At 64.3% G+C, this 23,362-nt stretch carries 19 protein-coding genes, 1 pseudogene and 1 riboswitch; of the genes and pseudogenes, 12 read left to right on the top strand and 8 right to left on the bottom strand.

Features of this window, described 5'->3' with window-relative positions:
* Positions 1-72 precede the first annotated feature (72 nt).
* The gene (locus PAN31108_RS03915) at positions 73-1,116 is read right to left on the bottom strand and encodes an ABC transporter substrate-binding protein (protein WP_246183790.1); all 1,044 of its coding nucleotides are present in this window, start codon (positions 1,114-1,116) and stop codon (positions 73-75) included.
* 405 nt (positions 1,117-1,521) lie between these two features.
* Between PAN31108_RS03915 and PAN31108_RS03910 the strand changes: the two genes are divergently transcribed.
* The 3 genes and pseudogenes from PAN31108_RS03910 to PAN31108_RS03900 all read left to right on the top strand — a co-directional run.
* The gene (locus PAN31108_RS03910; RefSeq protein WP_150667582.1) at positions 1,522-2,211 is read left to right on the top strand and encodes a response regulator; all 690 of its coding nucleotides are present in this window, start codon (positions 1,522-1,524) and stop codon (positions 2,209-2,211) included.
* A gap of 14 nt (positions 2,212-2,225) precedes the next feature.
* Entirely contained in the window at positions 2,226-3,662 is a 1,437-nt protein-coding gene (locus tag PAN31108_RS03905) for a sensor histidine kinase (protein WP_150667581.1), read from the top strand.
* A gap of 142 nt (positions 3,663-3,804) precedes the next feature.
* A pseudogene (locus PAN31108_RS03900) lies at positions 3,805-4,962 on the top strand (cysteine desulfurase family protein); the annotation flags it as partial.
* On the opposite strand, the gene gcvA reads toward PAN31108_RS03900, so the two are convergent.
* Positions 4,886-5,923 carry a transcriptional regulator GcvA gene (gcvA, locus tag PAN31108_RS03895; protein ID WP_150667579.1) on the bottom strand — a complete coding sequence of 346 codons (1,038 nt, stop codon included), beginning with the start codon at positions 5,921-5,923 and terminating at the stop codon, positions 4,886-4,888. The pseudogene PAN31108_RS03900 and the gene gcvA sit on opposite strands and share 77 nt — an antisense overlap.
* A gap of 147 nt (positions 5,924-6,070) precedes the next feature.
* Here gcvA and PAN31108_RS03890 point away from each other — a divergent pair, with 147 nt between their 5' ends.
* From PAN31108_RS03890 to PAN31108_RS03870, 5 genes are all read left to right on the top strand, one after another.
* Positions 6,071-6,847: an SDR family NAD(P)-dependent oxidoreductase gene (locus tag PAN31108_RS03890; protein ID WP_150667578.1), complete on the top strand. Its 777-nt coding sequence runs from the start codon at positions 6,071-6,073 to the stop codon at positions 6,845-6,847.
* A 12-nt stretch (positions 6,848-6,859) separates the two neighbouring features.
* Positions 6,860-7,204 (top strand): carboxymuconolactone decarboxylase family protein, encoded by a 345-nt coding sequence (locus PAN31108_RS03885; RefSeq protein ID WP_150667577.1) that lies wholly within the window; start codon positions 6,860-6,862, stop codon positions 7,202-7,204.
* Between the two features lie 18 nt (positions 7,205-7,222).
* Positions 7,223-7,969, top strand: a complete 747-nt coding sequence (locus PAN31108_RS03880) for an SDR family oxidoreductase (protein WP_150667576.1) — start codon at positions 7,223-7,225, stop codon at positions 7,967-7,969.
* 165 nt (positions 7,970-8,134) lie between these two features.
* Positions 8,135-9,604 carry a catalase gene (locus tag PAN31108_RS03875; protein WP_150667575.1) on the top strand — a complete coding sequence of 490 codons (1,470 nt, stop codon included), beginning with the start codon at positions 8,135-8,137 and terminating at the stop codon, positions 9,602-9,604.
* Positions 9,605-9,788: 184 nt separating this feature from the next.
* Positions 9,789-9,867, top strand: a riboswitch (Fluoride riboswitch).
* A 147-nt stretch (positions 9,868-10,014) separates the two neighbouring features.
* Positions 10,015-11,406: a voltage-gated chloride channel family protein gene (locus PAN31108_RS03870; protein ID WP_150667849.1), complete on the top strand. Its 1,392-nt coding sequence runs from the start codon at positions 10,015-10,017 to the stop codon at positions 11,404-11,406.
* A 41-nt stretch (positions 11,407-11,447) separates the two neighbouring features.
* On the opposite strand, the gene PAN31108_RS03865 is transcribed toward PAN31108_RS03870, so the two are convergent.
* On the bottom strand, positions 11,448-12,407 hold the full coding sequence (locus tag PAN31108_RS03865; protein ID WP_150667574.1) for a DUF72 domain-containing protein: 960 nt from the start codon (positions 12,405-12,407) through the stop codon (positions 11,448-11,450).
* 229 nt (positions 12,408-12,636) lie between these two features.
* Between PAN31108_RS03865 and PAN31108_RS03860 the strand changes: the two genes are divergently transcribed.
* The 4 genes from PAN31108_RS03860 to PAN31108_RS27140 all read left to right on the top strand — a co-directional run bounded on the left by PAN31108_RS03860 (position 12,637) and on the right by PAN31108_RS27140 (position 16,462).
* Positions 12,637-14,721, top strand: a complete 2,085-nt coding sequence (locus PAN31108_RS03860) for an ATP-dependent helicase (protein WP_150667573.1) — start codon at positions 12,637-12,639, stop codon at positions 14,719-14,721.
* Positions 14,712-15,074, top strand: coding sequence for a GNAT family N-acetyltransferase (locus PAN31108_RS03855; protein ID WP_150667572.1), 363 nt, complete (start codon positions 14,712-14,714; stop codon positions 15,072-15,074). The genes PAN31108_RS03860 and PAN31108_RS03855 overlap by 10 nt, the downstream gene beginning before the upstream one ends.
* A 198-nt stretch (positions 15,075-15,272) precedes the next feature.
* Positions 15,273-16,007 carry a bestrophin-like domain gene (locus tag PAN31108_RS03850; RefSeq protein ID WP_174994839.1) on the top strand — a complete coding sequence of 245 codons (735 nt, stop codon included), beginning with the start codon at positions 15,273-15,275 and terminating at the stop codon, positions 16,005-16,007.
* Between the two features lie 302 nt (positions 16,008-16,309).
* A complete protein-coding gene (locus PAN31108_RS27140; protein WP_370819567.1) occupies positions 16,310-16,462 on the top strand; it encodes a DUF6726 family protein in 153 nt (50 codons plus the stop codon).
* A gap of 239 nt (positions 16,463-16,701) precedes the next feature.
* Here the strand turns inward: PAN31108_RS27140 and PAN31108_RS03840 are convergent, their stop codons facing one another.
* The 5 genes from PAN31108_RS03840 to PAN31108_RS03820 all read right to left on the bottom strand — a co-directional run bounded on the left by PAN31108_RS03840 (position 16,702) and on the right by PAN31108_RS03820 (position 23,161).
* Entirely contained in the window at positions 16,702-17,874 is a 1,173-nt protein-coding gene (locus PAN31108_RS03840) for an alpha/beta hydrolase (protein ID WP_150667569.1), read from the bottom strand.
* 125 nt (positions 17,875-17,999) lie between these two features.
* Entirely contained in the window at positions 18,000-19,400 is a 1,401-nt protein-coding gene (locus PAN31108_RS03835) for an HdeD family acid-resistance protein (protein ID WP_150667568.1), read from the bottom strand.
* Positions 19,401-19,639: 239 nt separating this feature from the next.
* Positions 19,640-20,974, bottom strand: coding sequence for an argininosuccinate synthase (gene argG, locus PAN31108_RS03830; protein ID WP_150667567.1), 1,335 nt, complete (start codon positions 20,972-20,974; stop codon positions 19,640-19,642).
* 166 nt (positions 20,975-21,140) lie between these two features.
* Complete coding sequence (locus PAN31108_RS03825) at positions 21,141-22,037, bottom strand: LysR family transcriptional regulator (RefSeq protein ID WP_150667566.1); 897 nt, start codon at positions 22,035-22,037, stop codon at positions 21,141-21,143.
* Positions 22,038-22,312: 275 nt separating this feature from the next.
* A complete protein-coding gene (locus tag PAN31108_RS03820; protein WP_150667565.1) occupies positions 22,313-23,161 on the bottom strand; it encodes a DMT family transporter in 849 nt (282 codons plus the stop codon).
* Positions 23,162-23,362: the final 201 nt, after the last annotated feature.

Here is a 23,362-nt window from a genome sequence, read left to right as displayed (position 1 = left end):
AGGGCTTAGGGCGAATGGGATGCGCAAGGCACAAGATCGATAGGTGATCGACATGTGCCTGACGCACGGCGATCAACGCTTGATCGATTGCTGCCAGCGCTTGAGGAATTCAAGTCGCTTGGCCTGATCCAGATAGACGAGCAAGCCCGCGCCGATCGGAATCGGCTTGAGCGCCGAACCCAGTTGTTGCGTGAGGTTCGCCATCGAGGTTTCGCCGTCCACGTCCGCCCGGATCGAGAACAGGTTGGCCTGATTGGCCAGCAGCGTCTGGCCGCGCTTGGAGAGCAGATAGTCGACCCAGAGCTTGGACGCGTTGGGGTTCTTCGCCTTCTTCGAAATCGTCACGAGACGGCTCACCACTTGCGTATAGTCGCGCGGATAGACGTAGCCGATGGACGGATCTTTCTTCGCCTTGGCGAAGGCGTACGAGCCGAGGATGTTGTAACCGATGAGGTTTTCGCCCGACGAGATGCGCTCCATCATCGCGCCCGTGCTCGATTGCAGCTTCGGATTGAGCGCGCCCATCGCGCCGACGAGTTCCCACGTCACTTCCGGGTTCACGCGCGCGTCCTGCGTCAGATAGTTGAAGCCCACGCCCGATTTTTCGATGTCGTAGGTCGTGACCTTGCCCTTGAACTTCGCCGGGTTCGCCTGCAACAGCTTGATGAGCTCGACGCGCGTTTGCGGCACTTCGTTCGCGGGCAGCAGGCGTTTGTTGTAGACGATGGCGAGCGGCTCGTACGTGGTGCCGTAAGCCTGCTTCTGATACTGCGCCCAGCCGGGGATTTGCGCGGCTTCGGGCGATTCGTAGCTGGCCATCGTGCCGTCGTTCACGAGCTTGACCTGGAGGTCCATCGCCGAGCTCCAGAGCACGTCGGCGCTGGTGCTGTTCGCGGCGTACTCGCTGATGAAGCGGTTGTACAGCTCGGTGCTGTTCATGTCGTTGTACTCGACCTTCACGCCGTACATCGACTCGAAGTCCTTGATGAGCGGACGTACGAGGGCGGTGTCGGTCACCGAGTACACGATCAGTTTGCCTTCCTTCTTGGCGGCGTCGATGGTGGTCTGGTAGCTGGCCGGGTAGCCGGCGGGCACTTGCGCCTGTGCGGCGGGCATGGCGAGGACCGCCACGGACGCCGCTATCGCGCCGAGGGCGCCGATCGCTGTCTTTTGCTGCATGTCATCCTCCGGAAGATCCCTTGAGAGGGATTTGTCGTTTTCGCGTGGCGCATGTTAATTTGCCGAAACTTTCAATTCGCTTTCGATTTGCTGTCGAATCGGGCCTGCCCCCTCGTTTTCGGGTTATGGATTTCCCTAGTGTCGGGGCGCGTTCATCGGCCCATATCGCGCGGGTCAACCGCCGACACGGCTTCGAAAGCGAATTCGGCGGCTCATCTGCGGCTCATCTGCGGCTCATCTGCGGCTCATCTGCGGCTTATCTGCGGCTTATCTGAGGCTTATCTGCGGCTCATCGGCAGCCATCGATGGCCTGCCGGTGGGCCATCTGTGGCTTTGCATCTCATGCGCATCCTGCTTGTCGAAGACAACCCGAGTCTGGCCAAATCGCTCTCCGAAGCATTGACGCAGGCGAACTTCGCCGTCGATTGCATGCACGACGGCGAAGCGGCCGATCACGTGTTGCGCACGCAAGAATATTCGCTCGTGATTCTCGATCTGGGGTTGCCGCGTCTGGACGGGCTGGAGATCCTGCGTCGCCTGCGTGCGCGACGTAACCGTGTGCCGGTGCTGATTCTCACGGCGCACGGCTCGCTCGAAGACCGCGTGAAGGGACTCAACCTCGGGGCTGACGATTATCTGTCAAAACCGTTCGAACTCGACGAGCTCGAGGCGCGTGCACGCGCCCTGATCCGCCGGTCGCAGCATCATGAGAGTGCCGACGTGGTCTGCGGGCCGCTGGTCTTCGACGGGGTTGAGCGAAGCTTCCGTCTCGATGGCGAACTGCTGGCGCTGACCAAGCGCGAGCGCGCCGTGCTCGAAGTGCTGATTCTGCGCGGCGGTCGCGCGATCAACAAGGAAGCGCTCTCGGAGAAGCTGTTCGGTATCGACGAGTCGGTGAGTCCGGACGCCATCGAAATCTATGTCCACCGGCTTCGCAAAAAGCTCGAAGGCAGCCGCGTGGCCATCGTCACGCTGCGGGGGCTGGGGTATCTGCTTGAGGAAAAGCCGGATGCCGCGCCGTCCGCCGACTGAGGTCCCGACGTCCTATGTCGCAACCGAATCTTCGGCGTCAATTGGCGCTCTGGCTGCTGTTCCCGTTGCTCGGGCTGCTCGCGCTCGACACATGGCTCACCTATCAGCGGGCGATGAGCGCGGCCAACTCGGCGTTCGACCGCTCTCTGGAATTCTCGATCAAGTCGATCCGCGAAGGCACGCAACTGATTCAGGGCGAGGTGCAGGTCAACCTGCCTTACCTTGCGCTGGAGATGTTCGAGTCGGATCGCGGCGGCAAGATCTACTACGTGATTCGCGAGGGCGGCGATGGGGCGCAGGGCGCGGGCGACGACGGTCGCGCCGTCACGGGCTATCACGACCTGCCGCTGCCGCCCGCACGGCTCAAGCCCGATCCCTATCACACCGCGTTCTACGACGCCGAGTACCGCGGCGAGACCCTGCGCATGGGGGCGCTGCAATTGCCGGTGCACGATGTGCCGAACGCCAAGACGCGCGTCGTATGGATCGTCGTCGGCGAGACGACGGAGGCGCGCCACGAACTCGCGCGCCAGATTCTCACGGGTTCGCTACAGCAGGAAGTGCTGCTCGTGGTGCTGGCGCTGGCCATTGTCTGGCTCGGGGTGACGCGCGGTCTGCGTCCGCTGAACCGGCTGTCCGCGAAAGTCGCCGCACGCAGCGAAGACGACACGACGCCGCTCGATAATGTGGGCCTGCCGACGGAAGTCAAACCCCTGGTCGAATCCATCAACCAGTATGTCGAACGTGTCGGCCGCATGCAGGCGTCTCGACAACGGTTCTTCGCCGATGCCGCCCATCAGTTGAAGACGCCGCTGGCGATCATTCAGGCGGAGTCCGAACTGACGCTGCGCGAGTCGCTGAGCGCCCAGGCGCGTGAGCGCGTCGAACGCCTCAACCATGCGGTGAAACAGGCGGGAAAAAGCGTGCGGCAGTTGCTGTCGCTGTCGCGTCTGGAAGCGGAGGACGGCCCGCCCGCGACGATGGCGCCGATGCGTCTGGACGAGGTGGGGCGCAGCGTTGCGCTCGACTGGTCGCCGGTCGCGCGCGCGCGCCGGATCGATCTGGGTTTCGAACACGACGGCGCGGTCACGGTGCACGGGCAGCGCGAATGGCTAGCGGAGTTGTGCGGCAACCTGATCGACAATGCGATTCGCTATGCGGGGGACGGCGCCGTGATCACCGTGCGCACACGACTCGACGGCATCGTCCCGGTCCTGCAGGTGATCGATAACGGACCCGGCATCCCGGCGCAGGAGCGCGAGGCCGTGTTCGAGCGCTTCTACCGTCGCGAGCACGGCGCAGCGTCGCCGCAAAACGCCGACGGCTCCGGGCTCGGGCTCGCGATCGTCCGGGAAATCGCGCGCAAGCATCACGCGCAGGTCTCGCTCGGCGATGCGCCCGGCGGCGGCCTCGAAGTCACCGTCCGATTCCCGGCGGAAGACATCGCCTGAACGCCCCGGGATGAAATTTCTCTCAATTCCGATTTTGTGGGATGGATATTCCACGAAACGTGATATGCATGGGTGAATTTGCAAGCCTTTTTCCGTCCCTGACGCGTACGATCGATGCAACTTTTTCTGGCGGGGGCCGATCATGCGCGACAAGGAAACTTTTCATTATTTCGATTACGCCGCCACGACGCCGGCGGACGCCGCGGTCATTGCCGTCATGTCCGACTGTCTGGGCGTCGATGGCATCTTCGGAAATCCGGCATCCAGCTCGCATGCCGCGGGCGTGAGCGCGCGCCGCCTCGTCGAGCGTTCACGTGCACAGGTCGCTGCGCTCATCAACGCCGATGCCGGCGAGATCGTGTGGACATCCGGCGCCACCGAGTCGAACAATCTCGCCCTCAAGGGCTATGCCGAACTGGGAGGCGCCCGTGCGCACCTCATCACGAGTGTCCTCGAACATAAGGCCATTCTCGACACCATGACGTATCTGGAGAAGCGCGGCACGCCGGTGACGTATGTGAGGCCGTCGGCGTCGGGCGAGATCACCGCGCAGGCCGTGGCGGCGGCGCTGCGGCCCGAAACGGGGCTGGTGTCGCTGATGCTCGTCAACAACGAACTCGGCACGCTGACCGATGTCGCGGCGATTGCCAGGGTGGTTCACGCGGCGGGCGCGCTGCTGCATGTGGATGCCGCGCAGGCGCTCGGCAAGACGCCTATCGACGTCAAGGCCATGGGCATCGACATGCTGTCGATGTCGGCGCACAAGGTGTACGGCCCGAAGGGCATCGGTGCGCTGTATGTGAACAAGGATGTGATGGCGCGCATCGCCCCGCAGATCCATGGCGGCGGACACGAGCGCGGCCTGCGCTCGGGCACGCTCGCCACGCATCAGATCGTCGGCATGGGCATGGCTTGCGAGTTGGCTCAGCAGAACATGACGCTGGACAACGCCCGCATCGCCGCGCTGAGCCGCCGGTTGCTCGACGGCGTGCTCGTGCTCGACGGGGTAGTGCACAACGCGGCAAACGCGCCGCGTATTCCGCATACCGTGAGCCTCACCATCGGGCATCCCGGCTTCTATACGTTCATGCTCAACAGCAATCTCGCGGTCTCGTCGACGTCGGCATGCAACTCGGGTTCGGGCCAGCCGTCGCACGTGCTCAGCGGTATCGGACTCGATAGCGAAGCGGCGAGCCGCACGGTGCGCCTGAGCCTTGGGCGTTTCACTTCGGAGGCGTCCGTGGACTTTGCGATTGCCTGCTTCGAGCGCGTGGTGTGCCAGTGCCGGGCGCTGGCGGCTTGACCTTCGCCTGACGTCCCGTGCGGCGCCGTGTGTCCTCCGGCGCTGCCAACGCAGCGGTTTCCTGCTGCAACCACTCGCGAAACGCCGCGAGACGAGGTAGCGTGGCGCACTCCGCGCGATACACCACGTAGTAAGCGAGCGGCGACGAACAGTCCACCTCGGGGTAGAGCCGTACCAGACGGTTCGCGGCGAGGTCGTCGCGCGCGAGCACGCTGCGTGCGAGCGCGATGCCATGCCCGTCGATGGCGGCTTGCAGGACGGCCGCCGAGTTGTTGATCTTCAGCCCCGCGCGGGTCTCCAGCGACGCCAGCCCGGCGCGTTCGAGCCACGCCCGCCACGTGACGTAGCCGGCGCTCTCGTCGATCGAAAGATCGTGGATCAACGTCATCCCCTTGAGTCCGCCCGGCGTTTTCAATGCCGGGTGCGCCCGCAGCAGCGACGGCGCACACACCGGAAACACCGCCTCGTCCATCAGCTTCTCCGCCACGAGCCCCGGCCAGTGGCCCAGTCCGTATCGCACGCCGATATCGATGCCCTGCGCGACGAAATCCACCGGCTTGAGATGGGTGTCGAGCCGCACATCGGTGTCGGGCCACGCGCTCTGAAACCTGTCGATGCGCGGGAGCAGCCACTTCGCCGCGAAAGCAGGACTCACGGCCACCGTGAGCACGCCGACGGCCGAGCCTTCGCGCAATTTGGCGAAGCCGAGGCTGAGGCGGTCGAAGCCGTCGCGCAGATCGGGCAGGGCGCGTTGCGCGGCCTGCGTCGGCACCAGCCGGGCGCGCCCCGAACTGCTGCGCTCGAATAACGGTATGCCGAGCCACGCCTCCAGACTTCGCACCATCTGCCCGACGGCGGCGGGCGTCACATTCAGTTCGCCGGCAGCGGCGGAGAAGCTCTGATGCCGTGCGCTGGCTTCGAACGCGCGCAACGCGTTGAGGAAGACGGGAGCTTTCATATGAGAAAGATTTTCTTTTGATACGACGCAGAATAACTGATTTGTGAAGCCGTTGCCCGCAGCGAACAATGCAGACATCGAAGGACAGCGTTGCCGATGTAAGGCAACTCGATCCGGCGAATCTCAATGTGTCTCTGGAGTCGGAAAATGCATAGTTTTTCTTCTAAGGTAGCCATCGTGACGGGTGGCGGTTCGGGCATCGGGAAGGAGGTGGCGGCGCGGTTCGTCGCGGCCGGCGCGAAGGTCGTCATCGGCGGGCGGGACGAAGCCAAACTCAAGGCCGCCGCCGCGCAGATCGACGCGAGCGGTGTCGGCGTGCGCTATCTGGCCGGCGACATCGCGCGCCCGGAGACGGCGCAGGCGCTGGTGGATCTGGCGACGTCGGCATTCGGCGGCGTGGACATTCTCGTGAACAACGCCGGGGTGTTTCGTCCGAAAGCCTTCCTGTCGCTGAACGAAGCCGAATACGACGGCTTTCTCGACATCATCCTCAAGGGCAAGTTCTTCATGGCGCAGGCGGCAGCGCGGGCGATGTCGCTGCGCGGCGGCGGCGCGATCGTGCAGACGGGCTCGCTGTGGGCGTTGCAGGCGATCGGCGCTACGCCGTCGTCGGCCTATTCGGCAGCCAATGCCGGGGTGCATGCACTCACGCGCAACCTTGCCATCGAGCTTGCGCCGTTGCACATCCGCATCAATACCGTGGCGCCGGGCGTCGTGGAAACGCCGGTCTACAACACCTTCATGAGCGACGACGAAGTGAAGGCGACGTTGCCCACACTCAACGCCTTCCACCCGCTCGGCCGCAACGGCCAGCCGCGCGATGTGGCCGAAGCCATTCTGTTTCTGGCCTCGGACGCCGCCGCCTGGGTCACCGGCACCGTGCTGCCTGTCGACGGCGGCGTGATGGCCGGCCGTCACGCCTGAGGAGGAGAGGCCATGAACGACTGGAACGGCTACCGCAGCGAATTGCTGGCCCGCGTTGGCGAGTATGCGAAGACGAACCCCGAATCGATGCGCGGTCTGCAAATGATCGACAGCGGTGCGGCGAAGATGGGGCATCTCGACCCGAAAACACACGAATTGATCGCACTGGCCGTCGCGGTCACGACACGCTGCGACGGCTGCATTGCCGTACACACGAAAGCCGCTATCGAAAAAGGCGCGACGCGCGAAGCCATCGTCGAAGCACTGACGGTCGCAATATCGCTCAACGCGGGGGCGGCGCTTACCTACACCGCGCGTGTGCTCGATGCGCACGCGGCGTTTGTCGACACCCTTTAAGGACTCGGGAGACATCTCATGAAATTGCAAGGAAAGCGCGCGCTCATTACCGGCGCGACGAGCGGTATCGGTCTGGCCACGACGCGTTTGTTCGTGGAGGAAGGGGCGCGAGTCGCCGTCGTCGGGCGCGACGTGGCGCGTATGGAGGCGTTGCGCCAATCGTTGGGTGAGCGCGTGGTGCCCATCCTCGGCGATGTGCGTCGTACAGAAGACCTGCATCGCATTCGTGACGAAGTGATTCAGGCGTTCGGTTCGCTCGACATCTTCTTTCCCAATGCAGGGGTCGCCTACGCGACGCCGCTCGACGACACGACCGAAGCGCAGTACGACACGTTGATGGATATCAACGTGAAGGGGGTGTTTCTGTCGATGCAGGCGATGGCGCCGGTGCTGAGCGATGGCGCGTCGGTGATCCTCAACACCTCGTGGCTCAACGAAGTGGGGACGCCCGGCATGTCGATGCTCTCCGCGTCGAAAGCGGCAGTCCGCTCGCTGGCGCGCACTTGGTCGGGCGAACTGCTTGCGCGACGCATTCGCGTCAACGCGGTGAGCCCGGGAGCCATCGACACGCCGATTCTGGATCGTAAAGGGGCAACGCCGGAAGAGAATGCGCGATCGAAGCAACAACTGGCGTCGCGCATTCCGGTCGGGTATCTCGGCACGGCCGACGATATCGCACGCGCAGCGCTCTATCTTGCGAGCGACGATTCGCGCTACATGCTCGGGGCCGAAATCGTGGTGGACGGAGGCTTCTCGACGCTGTAATCGTGAAGACGGTGCCGACGGCCTTATCGCAAGTTGATCCACATTCGACGCATTGGGAGCCGGTGAGTGGATTTCGCCGTCTTGTATTATGCTTTGAACGACTTGCGATATTTCTGACTCCTATTCTCTCCCTCTCCCCACCCCACCTTCTTGTCGGAGGTATGTATGAGTAAAGAGAAAGAACGTCTGGACACCGGATCGACGACCGGAGCAGGGGCTCCGGCGGCGAGCGACCGGAACACGTTGTCGGTCGGTGCGGACGGCCCTCTGCTGTTGCACGATGTGCACTTCCTCGAGCAGATGGCGCACTTCAACCGGGAAAAGGTGCCGGAGCGCCAGCCCCATGCCAAGGGCGCAGGCGCCTTCGGCATTTTCGAAACCACGGAAGATGTGAGCCGTTTCACCAAGGCGTCGCTGTTCAGGAAAGGCGCCAAGGTTGAGATGCTCGCCCGTTTCTCCACCGTCGCGGGCGAATCCGGCAGCCCCGACACCTGGCGCGACGTGCGGGGTTTCTCCCTCAAGTTCTACACCGACGAAGGCAACTACGATCTCGTCGGCAACAATACCCCGGTGTTTTTCGTGCGCGACCCGATGAAGTTTCCGCACTTCATCCGCAGCCAGAAACGGCTGCCGGATTCGGGCCTGCGCGATAACCATATGCAATGGGACTTCTGGACGAACAATCCGGAATCGGCGCATCAGGTCACTTATCTGATGGGCGATCGCGGATTGCCGCGTACGTGGCGTCACATGAACGGTTATGGTTCGCACACCTACATGTGGGTGAACGACAAGGGCGAGAAGTTCTGGGTCAAGTACCACTTCCACACGCAGCAGGGCATGGCGTTTTTCTCCAACGCCGAAGCGGCCAGGATGTCGGGAGAAGACGCCGACTTCCATCGTCGCGATCTTTTCGATGCCATCGCGCGTGGCGAGCACCCGAGCTGGATCCTGTCGGTACAGGTCATGCCGTATGCCGACGCCAAAGCCTATCGTTTCAATCCGTTCGACCTGACGAAGACGTGGTCGCACAAGGACTATCCGTTGATCAAGGTGGGCAAGATGACGCTCAACCGCAATCCGGAGAACTTCTTCGCACAGATCGAGCAGGCTGCGTTCTCGCCGGGCAACACGGTGCCCGGCATCGGTCTGTCGCCGGACAAGATGCTGCTCGGTCGTGCATTCGCCTATAACGATGCCCAGCGCAATCGCATCGGCACGAACTTCCATCAATTGCCGGTGAATCGTCCGAAGGTGCCGGTGCAAACGTATATGTTCGACGGCCACATGGCTTACGAACACACCGGTAATGCACCGGTGTATGTGCCCAACAGCGGTGGCCGTCCGTATGCCGATCAGACCGGCGCGGCCGACGACGGTTGGGAATCCGACGGTCCGATGGTGCGCAGCGCCTACACGCTGCACAAGGACGACGACGACTTTTCGCAACCGGGCGATCTCGTGCGCAACGTGTTCGACGACGCCTCGCGCGCGCGGCTGGTCGAGACGGTGTCGGGCGCCTTGCTCGGCGGCGTGCGCAGTCCCGTGCTGGAACGCGCATTCGACTATTGGAAACAGATCGACCCGGATGTCGGCGCGCGCATCGAGAAGGCGGTGAGGGACGCGAAGCGGTGACGCTTGCATTCCGGTAGCGTCATGGCGCCATGGCGCCATGGCGGCGGGCGACGGTGCACGACATCGTCCCCGCAGTTTTTCACTGCGGAGCGCGTTGGCGTCCGGTGTCGCAATGCCTGTCGGAAGCCGCCGCAGAAAAATTGTCACGCATTGTGAGTGCGTCCGCTTCCTGATAGCATGACGCCTGCTTCACGGAGATGGCATTCCTCCGGCGTTCGTTTCGCAAACCGCCCCACCCCGGGGCTGATGATGCCTGCAAGATCCTGGCGTGCCGGGAGGTTGCGGGCTATGCGAACGGGCGTTCTCTCGTTCCCCTCGAAGTCCCCCCGCCTTGCTGCCCTCTCTGTCGCGTTCAGGCGTGTTGTCGACGGTGTCGTCCGCCGCACTTCTCGATGTTTGCCACCATGAAGATGTTTCACGACTCTCCTTTGCGTGAGGTGTTCTGCGCCTTTCCGGGTGCCGCCCGCGCCAGCGCCCTCGCGGCCCTCGTCGGTGTGATGGCCGGCAGTGCTTCCGCGCTGTTCCTCGTCGCGCTCGATCTCGCGACCGATACCCGGCTCGCCCATCCCTGGCTGCTCTGGGGCTTGCCCCTTGGCGGCTTCGTCGTCGGCTGGCTCTACCTCCGGCTGGGCGCGAGCGTCGAGGCGGGCAACAATCTGCTGATCGACGAGATCCACGCTCCCCGGCGCGTCGTGCCGCTGCGCATGGCGCCGCTCGTGCTGGTCGGCACGGTCGCGACGCATCTGTTCGGCGGTTCGGCCGGGCGCGAAGGCACCGCCGTGCAAATGGGCGGCGCGCTGGCCGACCAGCTCACGCACGTTTTCCGTCTGTCCGGCGAGCCGCGTCGTGTGCTGTTGATGTCGGGCATCGCGGCCGGCTTCGCCTCGGTGTTCGGCACGCCCCTTGCCGGTGCGATATTCGGGCTGGAGGTGCCGGCCATCGGCCGGCTGCGTTACGACGCACTGCTGCCATGCGTCGTCGCCGCACTCGTGGGCGACGCCGTGACGCGCGCCTGGGGCGTGCATCACACCGTGTATACGATCGCACCGTCGGCATTCGGCGCGTCGATGACGCTGTCGGGCGCCTTCAGCGCAGCGGTGGCCGGCGTGCTTTGCGGGCTCGTCGGCATGGCTTTCGCGCAAGCGACGCATGCGACATCCGGCTTCATGAAGCGCCACGTCGCGTATGCACCGCTTCGCCCGCTGCTGGGCGGTCTGGCGGTCGCGCTCGCTGCTACGGCACTGGGCGTGCCGCAATATCTGGGACTGGGCATTCCGACCATCGTCGAGGCGTTCCATACCTCGCTGCCGTGGTACGACTTCCTCGGCAAGCTGGTCTTCACCGTGGTGACGCTGGGCACCGGCTTCAAAGGCGGTGAAGTCACGCCGCTGTTCTACATCGGCGCGACGATGGGCAACGCGCTTTCCCATGTATTGACGCTACCCGCTGCGGTGCTGGCCGGTATCGGCTTCGTCGCGGTCTTCGCGGGGGCAGCCAATACGCCGATTGCGTCGACGTTGATGGCCATCGAAATCTTTGGCCCGTCCATCGGCGGATACGCCGCCATCGCCTGTGTGCTGGCCTATCTGTGCTCGGGACATACGGGTATCTACCGCGCGCAACGCGTCGGACACAGCAAGCATGGTGCGGTGCCGGAAGGCACGCGGCTCGCCGACGTGCCGTCATGGCGCAAGGCGCGGCGGGCCAGCGCCGGCCCGGCAGGCGACGCGAGCGTCACTGGACACGGCAATGCGGGCAACGACGCAGGCCACAGTACCGACAACGGCGCACCTCGCGTCTGAGATCGGGAACATTTGCGAGGATTGTCGGGCTGACGTTCGAATTAGCGTGCGCGTTGCGCCAGATCGGTGAGGGCGCGTTGAAACGCCGATGCGTTTTTCATCCCCTGATCTTCGTGGTTCGTATTGAACAGCACGTGCGTGTCGTCGACGAGGGCGGCGATACGCGCGACGCGCGCGGAAATGTCGATCAGCTCGCTTGCGCTGTATTCGTAGACGAAGCGCCCCGACGAAGCCGTGATTCCCCATCGATTCCACGCGGCCGCGTGACGGCCGTGCAGACGCACGACACACAGGTCGTCGCGGGTCGTCGCCCACACAGCGGGCACCGTGTTGTCGAAGCCCGTCGGGCTGTCGACGATCGTGTGCGCCGCCCCTGTCTCGCGCAGCATCGCGAGCGTGGCGGCGGCTCGCGAGGGCGTATCGAACCAGCTCCGGTGACGAAACTCGACGGCGTGCCGCTCGCCGTCCAGACGCCTGGCCGTCTCGAAGACGAGCGCGCGTCCGGCGCGATCGTTCTGTACGCGGGGCGAGAACTGGAAGTGGATGGCCGTCAGTTGCCCGCTCTGGCGCAAGGGTTCGATGCCTTCGAGGTAGCGGCGCCACAATTCGTCCTGCAACTCGGCCGGGATGTCGCCGGGGGCGATTTGCGTAGCCTGCGGCGCGGGAGGATTGCTCGGGGCGCCGGCATCGCTCGGACCGATATGCGCCGCGCATGCCCGTGCGATATCCGGCGGGAGCGCGCCGAGGGGCGTGCTATGCCCGGTGAACGCGCGAAACGCCTTGATATGGAAGCGAAACGACGGGGGCGTGCGCTGAGTCCAGCGCCAGGCGACGGCGGCGTCCGGCAGGCGGTAGTAGCTGCTGTCGACTTCCACCAGATCGAACATCGATGCGTAGTGGCGCAGCCGTGCTTCCGGGGTGTCGACGCCCGGCGGGTAGAACCGGCCGCACGCGATGAGCGTCGGGTCGGTCCAGGAGGCGGTGCCGGTGCGTATCGTCATCGTGTCGCGTGTCGTGTCGCGTGTCTGGTGCCGCTGGTGCGGTGCGGGGGTGGGGGGCGTGTTCGGATCGGCTACGGCTGAGGAAGGCCGGAGGCCGGGGGCGCAGCCGTGATTCGTCCGAACTCCTCAGGGGTCTCGATGAGCGTCGAACCCGTCGTTATAATGTATAAATATACAGTAGTCTTCGAGCGTACCTTCTTCGCCTTCCACGTTCCGTCTTTCACGTCGCATGTCAGAACAACCGTCCGTCCCCGCCCGCGATCCGTGGGCCGAACTCAATGACCGTCAGCGCGAAGCGGTCGACTATGGCGTGGGCGATGACGGTGCGCCGGGCGGGCCGCTGCTCGTCATTGCCGGGGCCGGTTCGGGCAAAACGAGTACGCTCGCGCACCGCGTGGCCCATCTGATCGCGCGCGGCGCCGATCCCCATCGCATCCTGCTGCTCACGTTCTCGCGGCGTGCGGCGGCGGAGATGGAGCGCCGCGTCGGCACGGTGCTGCAAAAGGTGCTGGGGCTGGCGTCGGCACAGCCGCCCTCGCTGCCATGGGCCGGCACGTTCCACGCGATCGGCGCACGCTTGTTGCGCGACATCGCGCCGCGTATCGGACTCTCGGAGGCATTCACCATCCACGATCGCAGCGACGCCGAGGATCTGCTCGGGCTGGTGCGTCACGATCTCGGCTTCTCCGCCACGCAATCGCGTTTCCCGCTCAAAGGCACCTGTCTGTCGATCTACTCGCGCGTGGTGAACAGTCAGGCGCCGCTTGCCGAGGTGCTGGCCAAACATTTCCCGTGGTGCGCGCAGTGGGAGGCGCAACTCAAGCAACTCTTCGGGGCTTACGTCGACGCCAAACAGGCGCAGCACGTGCTCGATTACGACGACCTGCTGCTGTATTGGGCCGAGACCATGGGCGCACCGGAACTGGCGCGTGAACTGGACGGGCGCTTCGACCATGTGCTCGTCGACGAGTATCAGGACACCAATCGCTTGCAGGCCCAGATTCTGTTGTCGATGAAGCCGCAGGGGCGTGGCCTGACGGTCGTGGGCGACGACGCGCAGTCGATTTACGCGTTTCGTGCCGCCACGATCCGCAACATCCTCGATTTTCCCGGCCAGTTCGCCGAACCGGCGCACGTGGTTACGCTGGAGCGCAACTATCGGTCCACGCAGCCGATTCTGGCGGCGTCCAATGCCGTGATTGCCGAGTCGCGCGAGCGTTACGCCAAAGCGCTCTGGACGGATCGGCAATCGACGCAATTGCCGCAACTCGTCAATGTGAGCGACGAATCCGGTCAGGCGCGCTGGGTCGCGGATCAGGTGCTGGCACAGCGCGAAACCGGAACGCGGCTCACGCAGCAGGCGGTGTTGTTCCGCACCGGCAGCCACAGCGCGGCGCTTGAGCTCGAACTCACCCGCCGCAACATTCCGTTCGTGAAGTTCGGCGGATTGAAGTTTCTCGAAGCGGCGCATGTGAAAGACATGTTGTCGATTCTGCGGTGGGCGCATAACCCGGCGAGCCGCCTGTCGGGATTTCGCGTCGCGCAGTTGATTCCCGGTATCGGCCCGGTCAGTGCCACCCGCTTGCTCGACGCCATGGCGTCATCCGCGACCCCGGCGCAGGTGCTGGCGGACTTCAAGCCGCCCTCGGCAGCGGCAACGCCATGGCGGGCGTTCGTCGAGGTCTTCATGGCGCTGCACGACACGCGTCTGGCTTGGCCTGCGGATGTCGATCTGGCGTTGCGCTGGTACGCGCCATTGCTCACACAGCGTTTCGACGACGCGGCGGTGCGTCAGGCCGATCTCGAACAACTGGCACGCATTGCCACTACCTATGGCTCGCGTGAGCAGTTCCTGACCGAGCTTACGCTCGATCCGCCCGACGCCACCAGTGCGCAGTCGGGCCCGCCGCTGCTCGATGAGGACTATCTGATTCTGCCGACGATTCACAGCGCGAAGGGGCAGGAGTGGCACTCGGTGTACGTGCTCAATGTGGTCGATGGCTGCATACCGTCCGATATGAGCACGGGGGACGACGAAGACATCGAGGAGGAGCGGCGTTTGCTCTATGTGGCGATGACGCGGGCAAAAGTGTCGTTGCAACTGGTCGTGCCGCAGCGGTTCTACGTGCATCAGCAAACCGGTCTGGGCGACCGCCATGTGTACGGCACACGCAGCCGCTTCGTCTCCGACGCGATGCTGCCGCTGTACGACATCTTCCCAAAGCCCCGTGAGGAGGCGTTGCCGCGTGGTCCGGTCGGCGATGTCACGGTGCATATCGATGTGGCCCGGAAGCTTCGCAATGCGTGGTCCTGAGATTGTGGCATGTGCCGCCATCGCAGCAGCGCGGGGGCATCGGCGCATTGCTGCTGGCGCACGCCGAAGCGCAGATGCGCTCGCTGGGGCATCGGGTCTCGCGTCTGGAGACCGACACCTTCCACCCCCAAAGTTGGGCGTTCTACGAGGGGCGAAAGGGTGACTGCGAGGTCGCCGTGTCTCCCGACGAAGCGCGGGATCGCGGATTTACGACAGTGCTGCTCACCACGGCGCTCCGGGGTCGCTGTCGTGCGTCGACGTGGCAATGTGCATCGACGCGCGGGCTTTCGCCGCAGGCGCCCCGCAGCCGCTCCCGGAAAGCGCATGAAACTTTCGTCGCGTTTCGCCTGTGAGGCGCGGAAATTTTCGAAAGTTGCCGTCTTTCGTGCATCGGGTATAGTCGCCGCATAGGCGGCGGCGCTCTGCGCTTCGACCGCCAGGAAAGTTTCGGAAAGCACGATCGGGACACGATCGCGACGAATCGGGGGACGTGAATGCAGCGGGTGGTGGATCAGATGACGTTGCTGCCGATGGGTGTGCTGCTCGTCTGCATGGCGATCGGCACGGCGGTGCTCGCCGTGGTCGTCGCCTGGCTGGCACGCGTCACGTTGTTCGACCGGCTGAAAGAACCCAACGAAGTGCGCGGCACCGTCGCCGACGTGGTCCACGGCAGCCTGCTGGCCTTCATCGTATTCGTGCTTGCCCATGTGTTGACGGACGTGCGGGCCAATCTGGGGCATGCCGACGATCAGGCGCTGCACGAGGCGTCGGTAGTGCGGCGGCTCGATCGTGAATTGAAAGCCGTGGGCGACGACGACGCCAAGCTGGCGCGCGTACTGCTGCGTGGCTATGTGACGTCCGCCGTCACCGACGAATGGAAGACGCTGAGCAGTGCCGACCCTGAGCTCTCGCCGGACACCGAAGCGGCGCTCACCGCATTCGTGGGGGCAACGCGGAGGGTGATCGCTCGGCACGAGGACAGCGCCAGCTCGATCCGCACCTTGCTGGATCGTCTGGAAGAGGCGAGGCAAGGACGCTTCGAGAACTCGACCAAAACAGTCCCTGGCGTGTTCTGGTGGGTGATCTCACTGTTCATGCTGTCTGCGATGGCGATGAACGGACGATATCCGGGCTCATGGAAGAGCAACATGATCGTCGCAATGCACATGGGGGCGATCGGCATGGTGATCGCGCTGATCGTTAATCTCGACGAACCCTTCCGCGGCACCTCGGGTATCTCGCCCGTGCCGCTGGCGAAATCGGTCGGGATCGTCGTGCCGCGCTGAAGCGCTGAACGCACGACATTCGAGAAAATTTTTGCTGGATTTTTTGTCGGATACCCACACGCAGACGACTGACTTGACGATTCACCAGAACCGCCGGACGACCGGTACCTAGCCCTTCTCAGGACCCCCCGATGACTACGCAGCCTACGATGAGCCGAAAGGCCATCGCGACCCCGCACGCCCGTAACTTTGTGACGCCCGACGCACATGACCGACAACCGTCCGGTCCGACGGCCGTTCCCGACCGCGCCGTTCGGTCCGAGTCGAAACCCGCGCCGCGCAACTGGCGTCGCTGGTGGGCCTTGTTTGCGATTCTCCCGTTCGTGACGTCCGTGGCGGGATGCGGATTGCTCGCGGCGCCGTGCCGGGTGGCATCGGCCGGGCTGAAGATCATTCCGGGGATCGGTGGCGTGCTGGCGGCGCCGACGGACGCCTGCGCTGCGGCGATCAACTGACCGCAGAAAAAAAGAAAGCCCGCGCGTTGCGGGCTTAATCCATATCAGGAGGAGACATGGAGGAGACGAGTTCAGTATAGGACGACGTGCTGCGTCGCACCATATGTATTTTTACGTAAGTGTCCGCATGTTGCGTGCGCGCAACGGAAAATAAAAATGAGCAAAATCAATGATTTATTTTCGCAATCGTCAGGTTGATCGCCTCGTCCCGACCGTCGAATTCCGAGTCTTGCCTCTAGTTATTGTGCGCGCGCACCTTTTTTCGTCGACATCAGTTGAAGGAGGAACGGCACCGTGTCGCGCAGGGACGGATTGACCGTCGCATCGTGATCGAGGCCTTGATAGACGCGAACGAGCGTCTTCGTACCGGCCTTGGTGACATCACGCGCGAAAGCCTGCTGCATGATGAGCGGCACATCGTTGTCTTCCGAGCCCATGCCGATGAACACCGGATGCTGGATACGCAGCGTCGGGTAGCGCAGGGAAGGGGTCTGGCTGTCGAGCAGCTTCTGAATGTCCGGTTGCATGCTGTTGCCCGCGTTGAGCCCCGCCGCTGTGGAACGGTCGGTCAACGTATCGATGCAAAGCGTGTGGGCTTCGCGCAGTACCGGCAGTGCCTGCGGGGAGAAATACTTCGCGGGGTTCAGCGACGGATCGCGGTCGGCCGCCGACAGGAACATGTACATCGCGTAGGGGATCTTCGGGTCCGGTGCGCCCGGGTCGGGTTGGCTCGAGAACAGCTTGCCGGCCGAGGTTTGTGCGTTGAAATACGGCGTGCCGGTCAGGATGGTGGCGATGATTTTGACGTCCGGTGCGTACTGCGGCTGATATCCCGCCGCGGCGAACGCCGCGTGGGCGCCCTGCGACTGTCCGATGAGCACGACACGGTTCTGCAACGGGAAGACGCTGCGCGCGGCCAGCAGGCTGTCGAGCACGCTATACGCTTCCGCGCGTGAATTCAGATAGTGATGCAGTCCCCGCGAGCCGAGGCCGGCATAGTCGGGCGCAACGACGGCGAAGCCGAGCGAGAGCCACGTATCGAGATATTGAATGTCGCGCGGGCTGCGGACGTTGAGCGACGGCGCGCAGGCGCTGGCGATGCCGACTGTGCCGTGCGCCCAGACGACGACCGGCCAGCCGCCCTGTGGCGTCGGCCCTTTCGGCAAGAACACGGCGCCGGTGTCTTCGCGGGCTTCAATGCCGTCGACGCCGTCGATGGAGCTGTACCGGATGCTGAATTGCGCGCCGGCTTCCGCCAGTCCGTAGTCGGCTTTGAGCGGTTGCCGCTCGACGATGCCGCCGTGCGGGATGGTGACGGGCGCGGTCTCCGGCGTGATCGCGTGCGCGGCGCGGCCGATGACCAGACTGGCGACCAGGGCGGCGCTGACGTAGCGCCACAGGCGGTTGAACATGTTGAACTGTCCTCGTATTGGATGATGCGTGACGCTTGGATGGGCAGCGCTCGTGCGCCGTCCGGATGCCTGCTGCGGTTGCCGGGCCAATACGGGTGACGTGACACGTCTACATCGCTACATCGTTACCCGTGTGACGCCTGACCGCCCTGCACTTGCGACGCTGCGGCCTGCTCGGCCTCACGCCACGCACGACGCGAGCGACGCATCCGACGCAGCGCCAGCGACGTCATGGTGATCCAGCCGAACGGTCGCGGATCGACGAGCATGCTCACTGCACGCGCGTAGTCCAGCACCAGACCAGGAGTCCAGGCCATCGTCTTGGCGCGTTTGCGCAGTTGCGCGGCGACCCACAACTCGGGCGTGAGCCACAGGCGGACAAATGTCCACCAGCCGGCGTCCACACCGTTCTGCAATTGCCCCACACGACCTTCGATGGCGGCTTCGAGCGCCTTGGCCACACTGCTTGAGCAGTTGCGGTGCGTGAGGTTATACGTGGCGTTCTCCCGGTACGTCTGCCAGAAAGCGGCCAATTGCTGTGGACTGTAATTTCGAATGCGCACCTTGACCGTGGACGGGCACCACGCCTTCGACTCCGTAGCGTAGTCCGGCTGGAAGATGCCGGGCACGTCGTTCTCGCGCGTGGCACGCAACAACTGTCCGAACTGGTCCGGCGAACGGTCGATTTCCTTGGCGGGATACAGGCTCACGTACACGCCTTCGTGACTCTCCAATGCAGCGTGCCCGGTGGAGATCACGCCATTCTTGTCGACGGCGGCGATGTAGCGGTCGATCACCGGGTGACGTCGGGCCGGCGCCTTGGATGACCCCGACGGCGTCCAGACGTGGACCGTGAGCGCCGGTTCGGTGTCTGTGGGCGGGCCGTCCCAGCGCGGGGCGCGAGGACGCTGGCGCCACAGGCGGCGCTTGTCTTCCGGGCTGCCCAGAATCTGCTCGACGCGGAAGTCGCCGCGCATGCGTCGTGCGCGCATGGCGAGTACGAGCACGTTCCAGCCGGTGAAGACCAGCCCCAGCCCGATGGCGTACGGCAGCGTGCCTTTGTAGTGCGTGGGGTACGGCTGATAGAAGAAGATCGCGACGCCGATTTCCAGCAGACCCCCGGCCATCGCCCAGACCCAGCGCGGGTAGCGCACCACGTATGCCGCCACGCATTGCAGCAAGCCGTCGGCAAGGAACAGCGTGCCGAACAGCATCGACAGCCAGAAGTTGCCGTTGTGCTGATCGAACAGAAGCACGAGCAGCGCCGCGACGGCGAAGGTGCCGCCCTTGAGCCCGCGCACGAGACGCTGGCCGCCCACGCCGATGGTCGCAATGGCCAGCGTCGCCAGCCCTTCGAGCAGCAACAGCCACGCGAAGACCTTGAGGGGGAAGTGCACCACGCCGTCCAGCGCATCGACGATCAGCGCCATGCCGAAGGCGAAGAAGATCGCGCCGATCCAGATCAGCGCAAGAGCCCGGCGACGCAAGTAATTCACGCCGAGAAGTAGCAGAATCAGACGTACCAACGCAGGGTCTCCATCGCATGCGCGCGCCCCCGGCAGTCCGGGGACGACACGCCCCCCGGATGCGGGAGGGTTAGGACTAATTTGGGATGCCGCTTATTTTTTAGCTATCTTAGCGCGTCAGCCGCGACAGGCCAAAAACAAAGGCGGCGCGCTCCTTTCGGGGCGCGCCGCCTGTTGTGACAGACGACACAGGCGCATCGTCGCCTCGCGAGGCGACGCGATGCGTCGGACGGCTGATCTTAGTCCTTCTTGCCTTCGAGTTGCGGCAGGGCGTCGTCGCTCGTCGACGTGAGCAGACCGGCCTTGGCGTACGTCATCAGCTTCTCGCGCGTGTCGACGATGTCGAGCGTGCGCATCGTGAGCTGACCGATACGATCGAGCGGCGTGAAGACCGATTCGCCCTTCTCCATCGTGAGGCGTTCCGGCTTGTACGTCAGGTTCGGCGAGGTCGTGTTCAGCAACGAATAGTCGTTGCCGCGACGCAGTTCGATGGTCACTTCGCCGGTCACGGCGCGCGCCACCCAACGTTGCGCCGTCTCGCGCAGCATGATCGCCTGCGGATCGAACCAACGGCCCTGATACAGCAGACGGCCCAGGCGACGGCCGTTCTCACGGTACTGCTCGATGGTGTCTTCGTTGTGGATGCCCGTCACGAGACGCTCGTAAGCGATGAACAGCAGCGCGAGGCCCGGGGCTTCGTAGATGCCGCGGCTCTTCGCTTCGATGATGCGGTTCTCGATCTGGTCGCTCATGCCCAGACCGTGACGGCCGCCGATGCGGTTGGCTTCCTCGAACAGCTCGACGGCGTTGGCGAACGTCTTGCCATTGAGCGCGACCGGCTGGCCTTCCTCGAAACGAACCGTGACCGCTTCTGCCTTGATCGCGCAGTCGTCGCGCCAGAACGGCACGCCCATGATCGGCTGAACGATCTTGATGCCCGAGTCCAGGTGTTCGAGGTCCTTGGCTTCGTGCGTCGCGCCCAGCATGTTCGAGTCCGTCGAATACGCCTTCTCGACCGACATCTTGTAATCGAAGCCGTTCGCGATCAGGAATTCCGACATCTCCTTGCGACCACCGAGTTCGTCGATGAACGTCTGGTCCAGCCACGGCTTGTAGATTTGCAGGCCCGGGTTGGTCAAGAGACCGTAGCGGTAAAAACGCTCGATGTCGTTGCCTTTGTACGTGCTGCCGTCGCCCCAGATGTTGACGCCGTCTTCCTTCATGGCGGCCACGAGCATCGTGCCCGTGACGGCACGACCGATCGGCGTGGTGTTGAAGTAAGTGATACCGGCGGTCGAGATGTGGAACGCGCCCGATTGGAGGGCGGCGATGCCTTCGGCCACGAGCTGTGCACGGCAGTCGATCAGGCGGGCGTTCTCGGCGCCGTAACCCATGGCCCGGCGCGGAATGTCTTCGTAATCAGGTTCGTCCGGCTGACCCAGATTGGCCGTGTAAGCGTAGGGAATCGCGCCCTTTTGGCGCATCCAAAGCAGCGCAGCGCTGGTGTCGAGACCGCCCGAAAAGGCGATGCCGACCCGTTGTCCCGTAGGGATGTGTTGCAGAATCGTGGTCATCGGCGTGAAAAAGCTGGGTTTTTAACCTGTCAAGTATCCTCGTCCAGACCAGGGATGGTCAAGTCTGATGGCCGGATCGTCGCGACGATGCCCAGGGTTCCCGCCTGCCGGGACCCCTTTCCAGCGATGTCATCCTTGCCGGCTCGCCGTCATGTTCGCGCCTGGCTCACCACTGCGTGCCGGCCACGCTGCACGCGGACGCCAGGAACTCCGAAAACGCCCGGATCACGAGCGATGCCTGACGATGCTGCGGGTAGACGACATAAATCGACGACGGCGCCGGCTCGAAGTCGTCGAGCACCGTCACGAGACGACCGCTCAGCAAGGCCGGTGCGACGATGAACACCGGCAGCCACGTCAGGCCCAGGCCCGCCACAGCGGCATCGCGCGCCAGTTCGCCGTTGTTCACACGAAGGCGCCCCGAGACAGGAACCTCCAGCGGGTGTCCGTCTCGTGCGTAATGCCAGTTCACCCGCTGGCTATGGCCGTAGGGCAGCAGGGCGTGATCGCGCAGGTCGTCCGGCGTTTGCGGCGTGCCGTGGGTATCCAGATAGCGCGGACTGGCGCAGGTGACCATCCGCATCGGGGCGACCGTGCGGGCGATCAGCGACGAATCGGCCAGCGCACCGATACGCACCGCTACGTCGTAGCCCTCGCCGATGATGTCGACGGTGCGGTCGTTCAGTTCCAGTTCGATGGTGACGTCCGGATACGTCGTGAGAAACGACGGGATGACAGTGCCGAGGAACATCGTGCCGAACGACATCGGGGCGGAGACCCGCAAATTGCCGCGCGGGCGCTCCCCCTGACTGCTCACCGCCAGATTTGCGGCTTCGACGTCGTCGATGATGCGTCTGGCCCGTTCGTAATAAATACGCCCGAGGTCGGTCACCGCCAGCCGCCGCGTGGTTCGCAGCAGCAGGCGCGCGCCCAGCGACTGCTCCAGCGACGAGATACGACGGCTCACGAACTGCTTCGACAGCCCGAGTTTCGCCGCTGCGCCGGTAAAACTCATGGCGTCTACCGCGGTGACGAAGATGCGCATGTCGTCGAGGAGGTCCATCGGGCGGCGTTCCGTTGTCGAAGCGGTGAGTGGGCGTGAGGGCGGTGGGATAGGGTGACAACGAACGCAAAGGCATGCCGATTGTCACCCTGGAGCCGACAATCATAGCCGAGATGGCGCGACGCGACGGTGAATCTCGATACCACTGCACACGACATTCGCGTCTTCCCGTCTTCCCGACTTCCCATCGTCCGATCGTCCTACCGTCCCATCGCGACGGGTACCGTCCAGTGGGGGGGCGACGATGGCTCTCGTGCCCCACCCATCGACGACGACTACCTGAGCGCCAACCGAAGCCCCAGCAAGATCGCCCCGGTGCCTGCGACGGCCAGCGCCGTGGGCCGATGGCCGAAGATGCCCCAGTCAAGCAACGCCGTCACCACGGGCACCAGATAGAACAGGCTGGTGACGGTGACGAGATTGCCCGAGGCGATCATGCGGTAAAGCAGCAGCGTCGCGCCCACCGAGATCACGAGTCCCATGTAGAGCAAGGGCAGCCAGAAGCCGACATCGCTGTCCACGTGCCACGGCTGTGTCGGCGCGACGAGCAACGCCAGCGCGAGTCCCACGGCGTACTGCAACGGCAGCACATCGAGGGGCGTTTGCCGCGAGCCTTTCTGTGCAAGCGTGCCGAGCGTCATGCAGGCGAGCGCGGTCAGCGCCCAGAGGGAGCCCGCCGCCGACAGCCTGGCGGCCATCAGGCTCTGGGCGACGACGAGCGCCAGTCCGGCGAGTGCGACAGCGAGGCCGGTCAGACGACGCCCGCTATGACGCCGCTCCAGCGCCACGAGCGTGAGAATCGGCTGGACGCCGAGTACCGTCGCCAGCGCGCCCGGCGTGATGCCGTGGGCCAGCGCGAGCAGATACGCCGCCTGATAACCGCCGATGAGCAGCACGCCGGTGCCTGCGACCTGCCATCGCGTACCGGGCGCCGGCCACCATTGCCGTCGGGTGAGCGCAATCAGCGTGAGCGCGGCGAAGGCCACACCGAGCCGAATGACGAGAAACGCAAACGCCGACGCATGCGCCAGCCCCCATTTGGCGGCCAGTGCGCCGCCGCTCCACAGCAGAACGAACAAGAGCGTCGCGCCATGCCGGCGCCACGCGAGACCATCGAGTTGCATCGATCTTCCCCAGTGCAGTCTGTCCTGCCCGTCTACCGTGCGGTGACGCCGACGCCAATGTCGGGTCGCCGCTCATGCATTGGCTGGCGCGGCGCGCAACGACGTCATCGCCGCTCACGCAACGCGCGCAGCCGGGCGGGACAAAACTGAGATTCGGATGAAAAGGTGTTGTGCCGGGTGACGAACACCCGACGCGCCGAG

Source organism: Pandoraea anhela, assembly GCF_902459655.1.
GTDB classification, from domain to species: domain Bacteria; phylum Pseudomonadota; class Gammaproteobacteria; order Burkholderiales; family Burkholderiaceae; genus Pandoraea; species Pandoraea anhela.
This window is presented reverse-complemented; position numbering and strand designations above follow the sequence as displayed.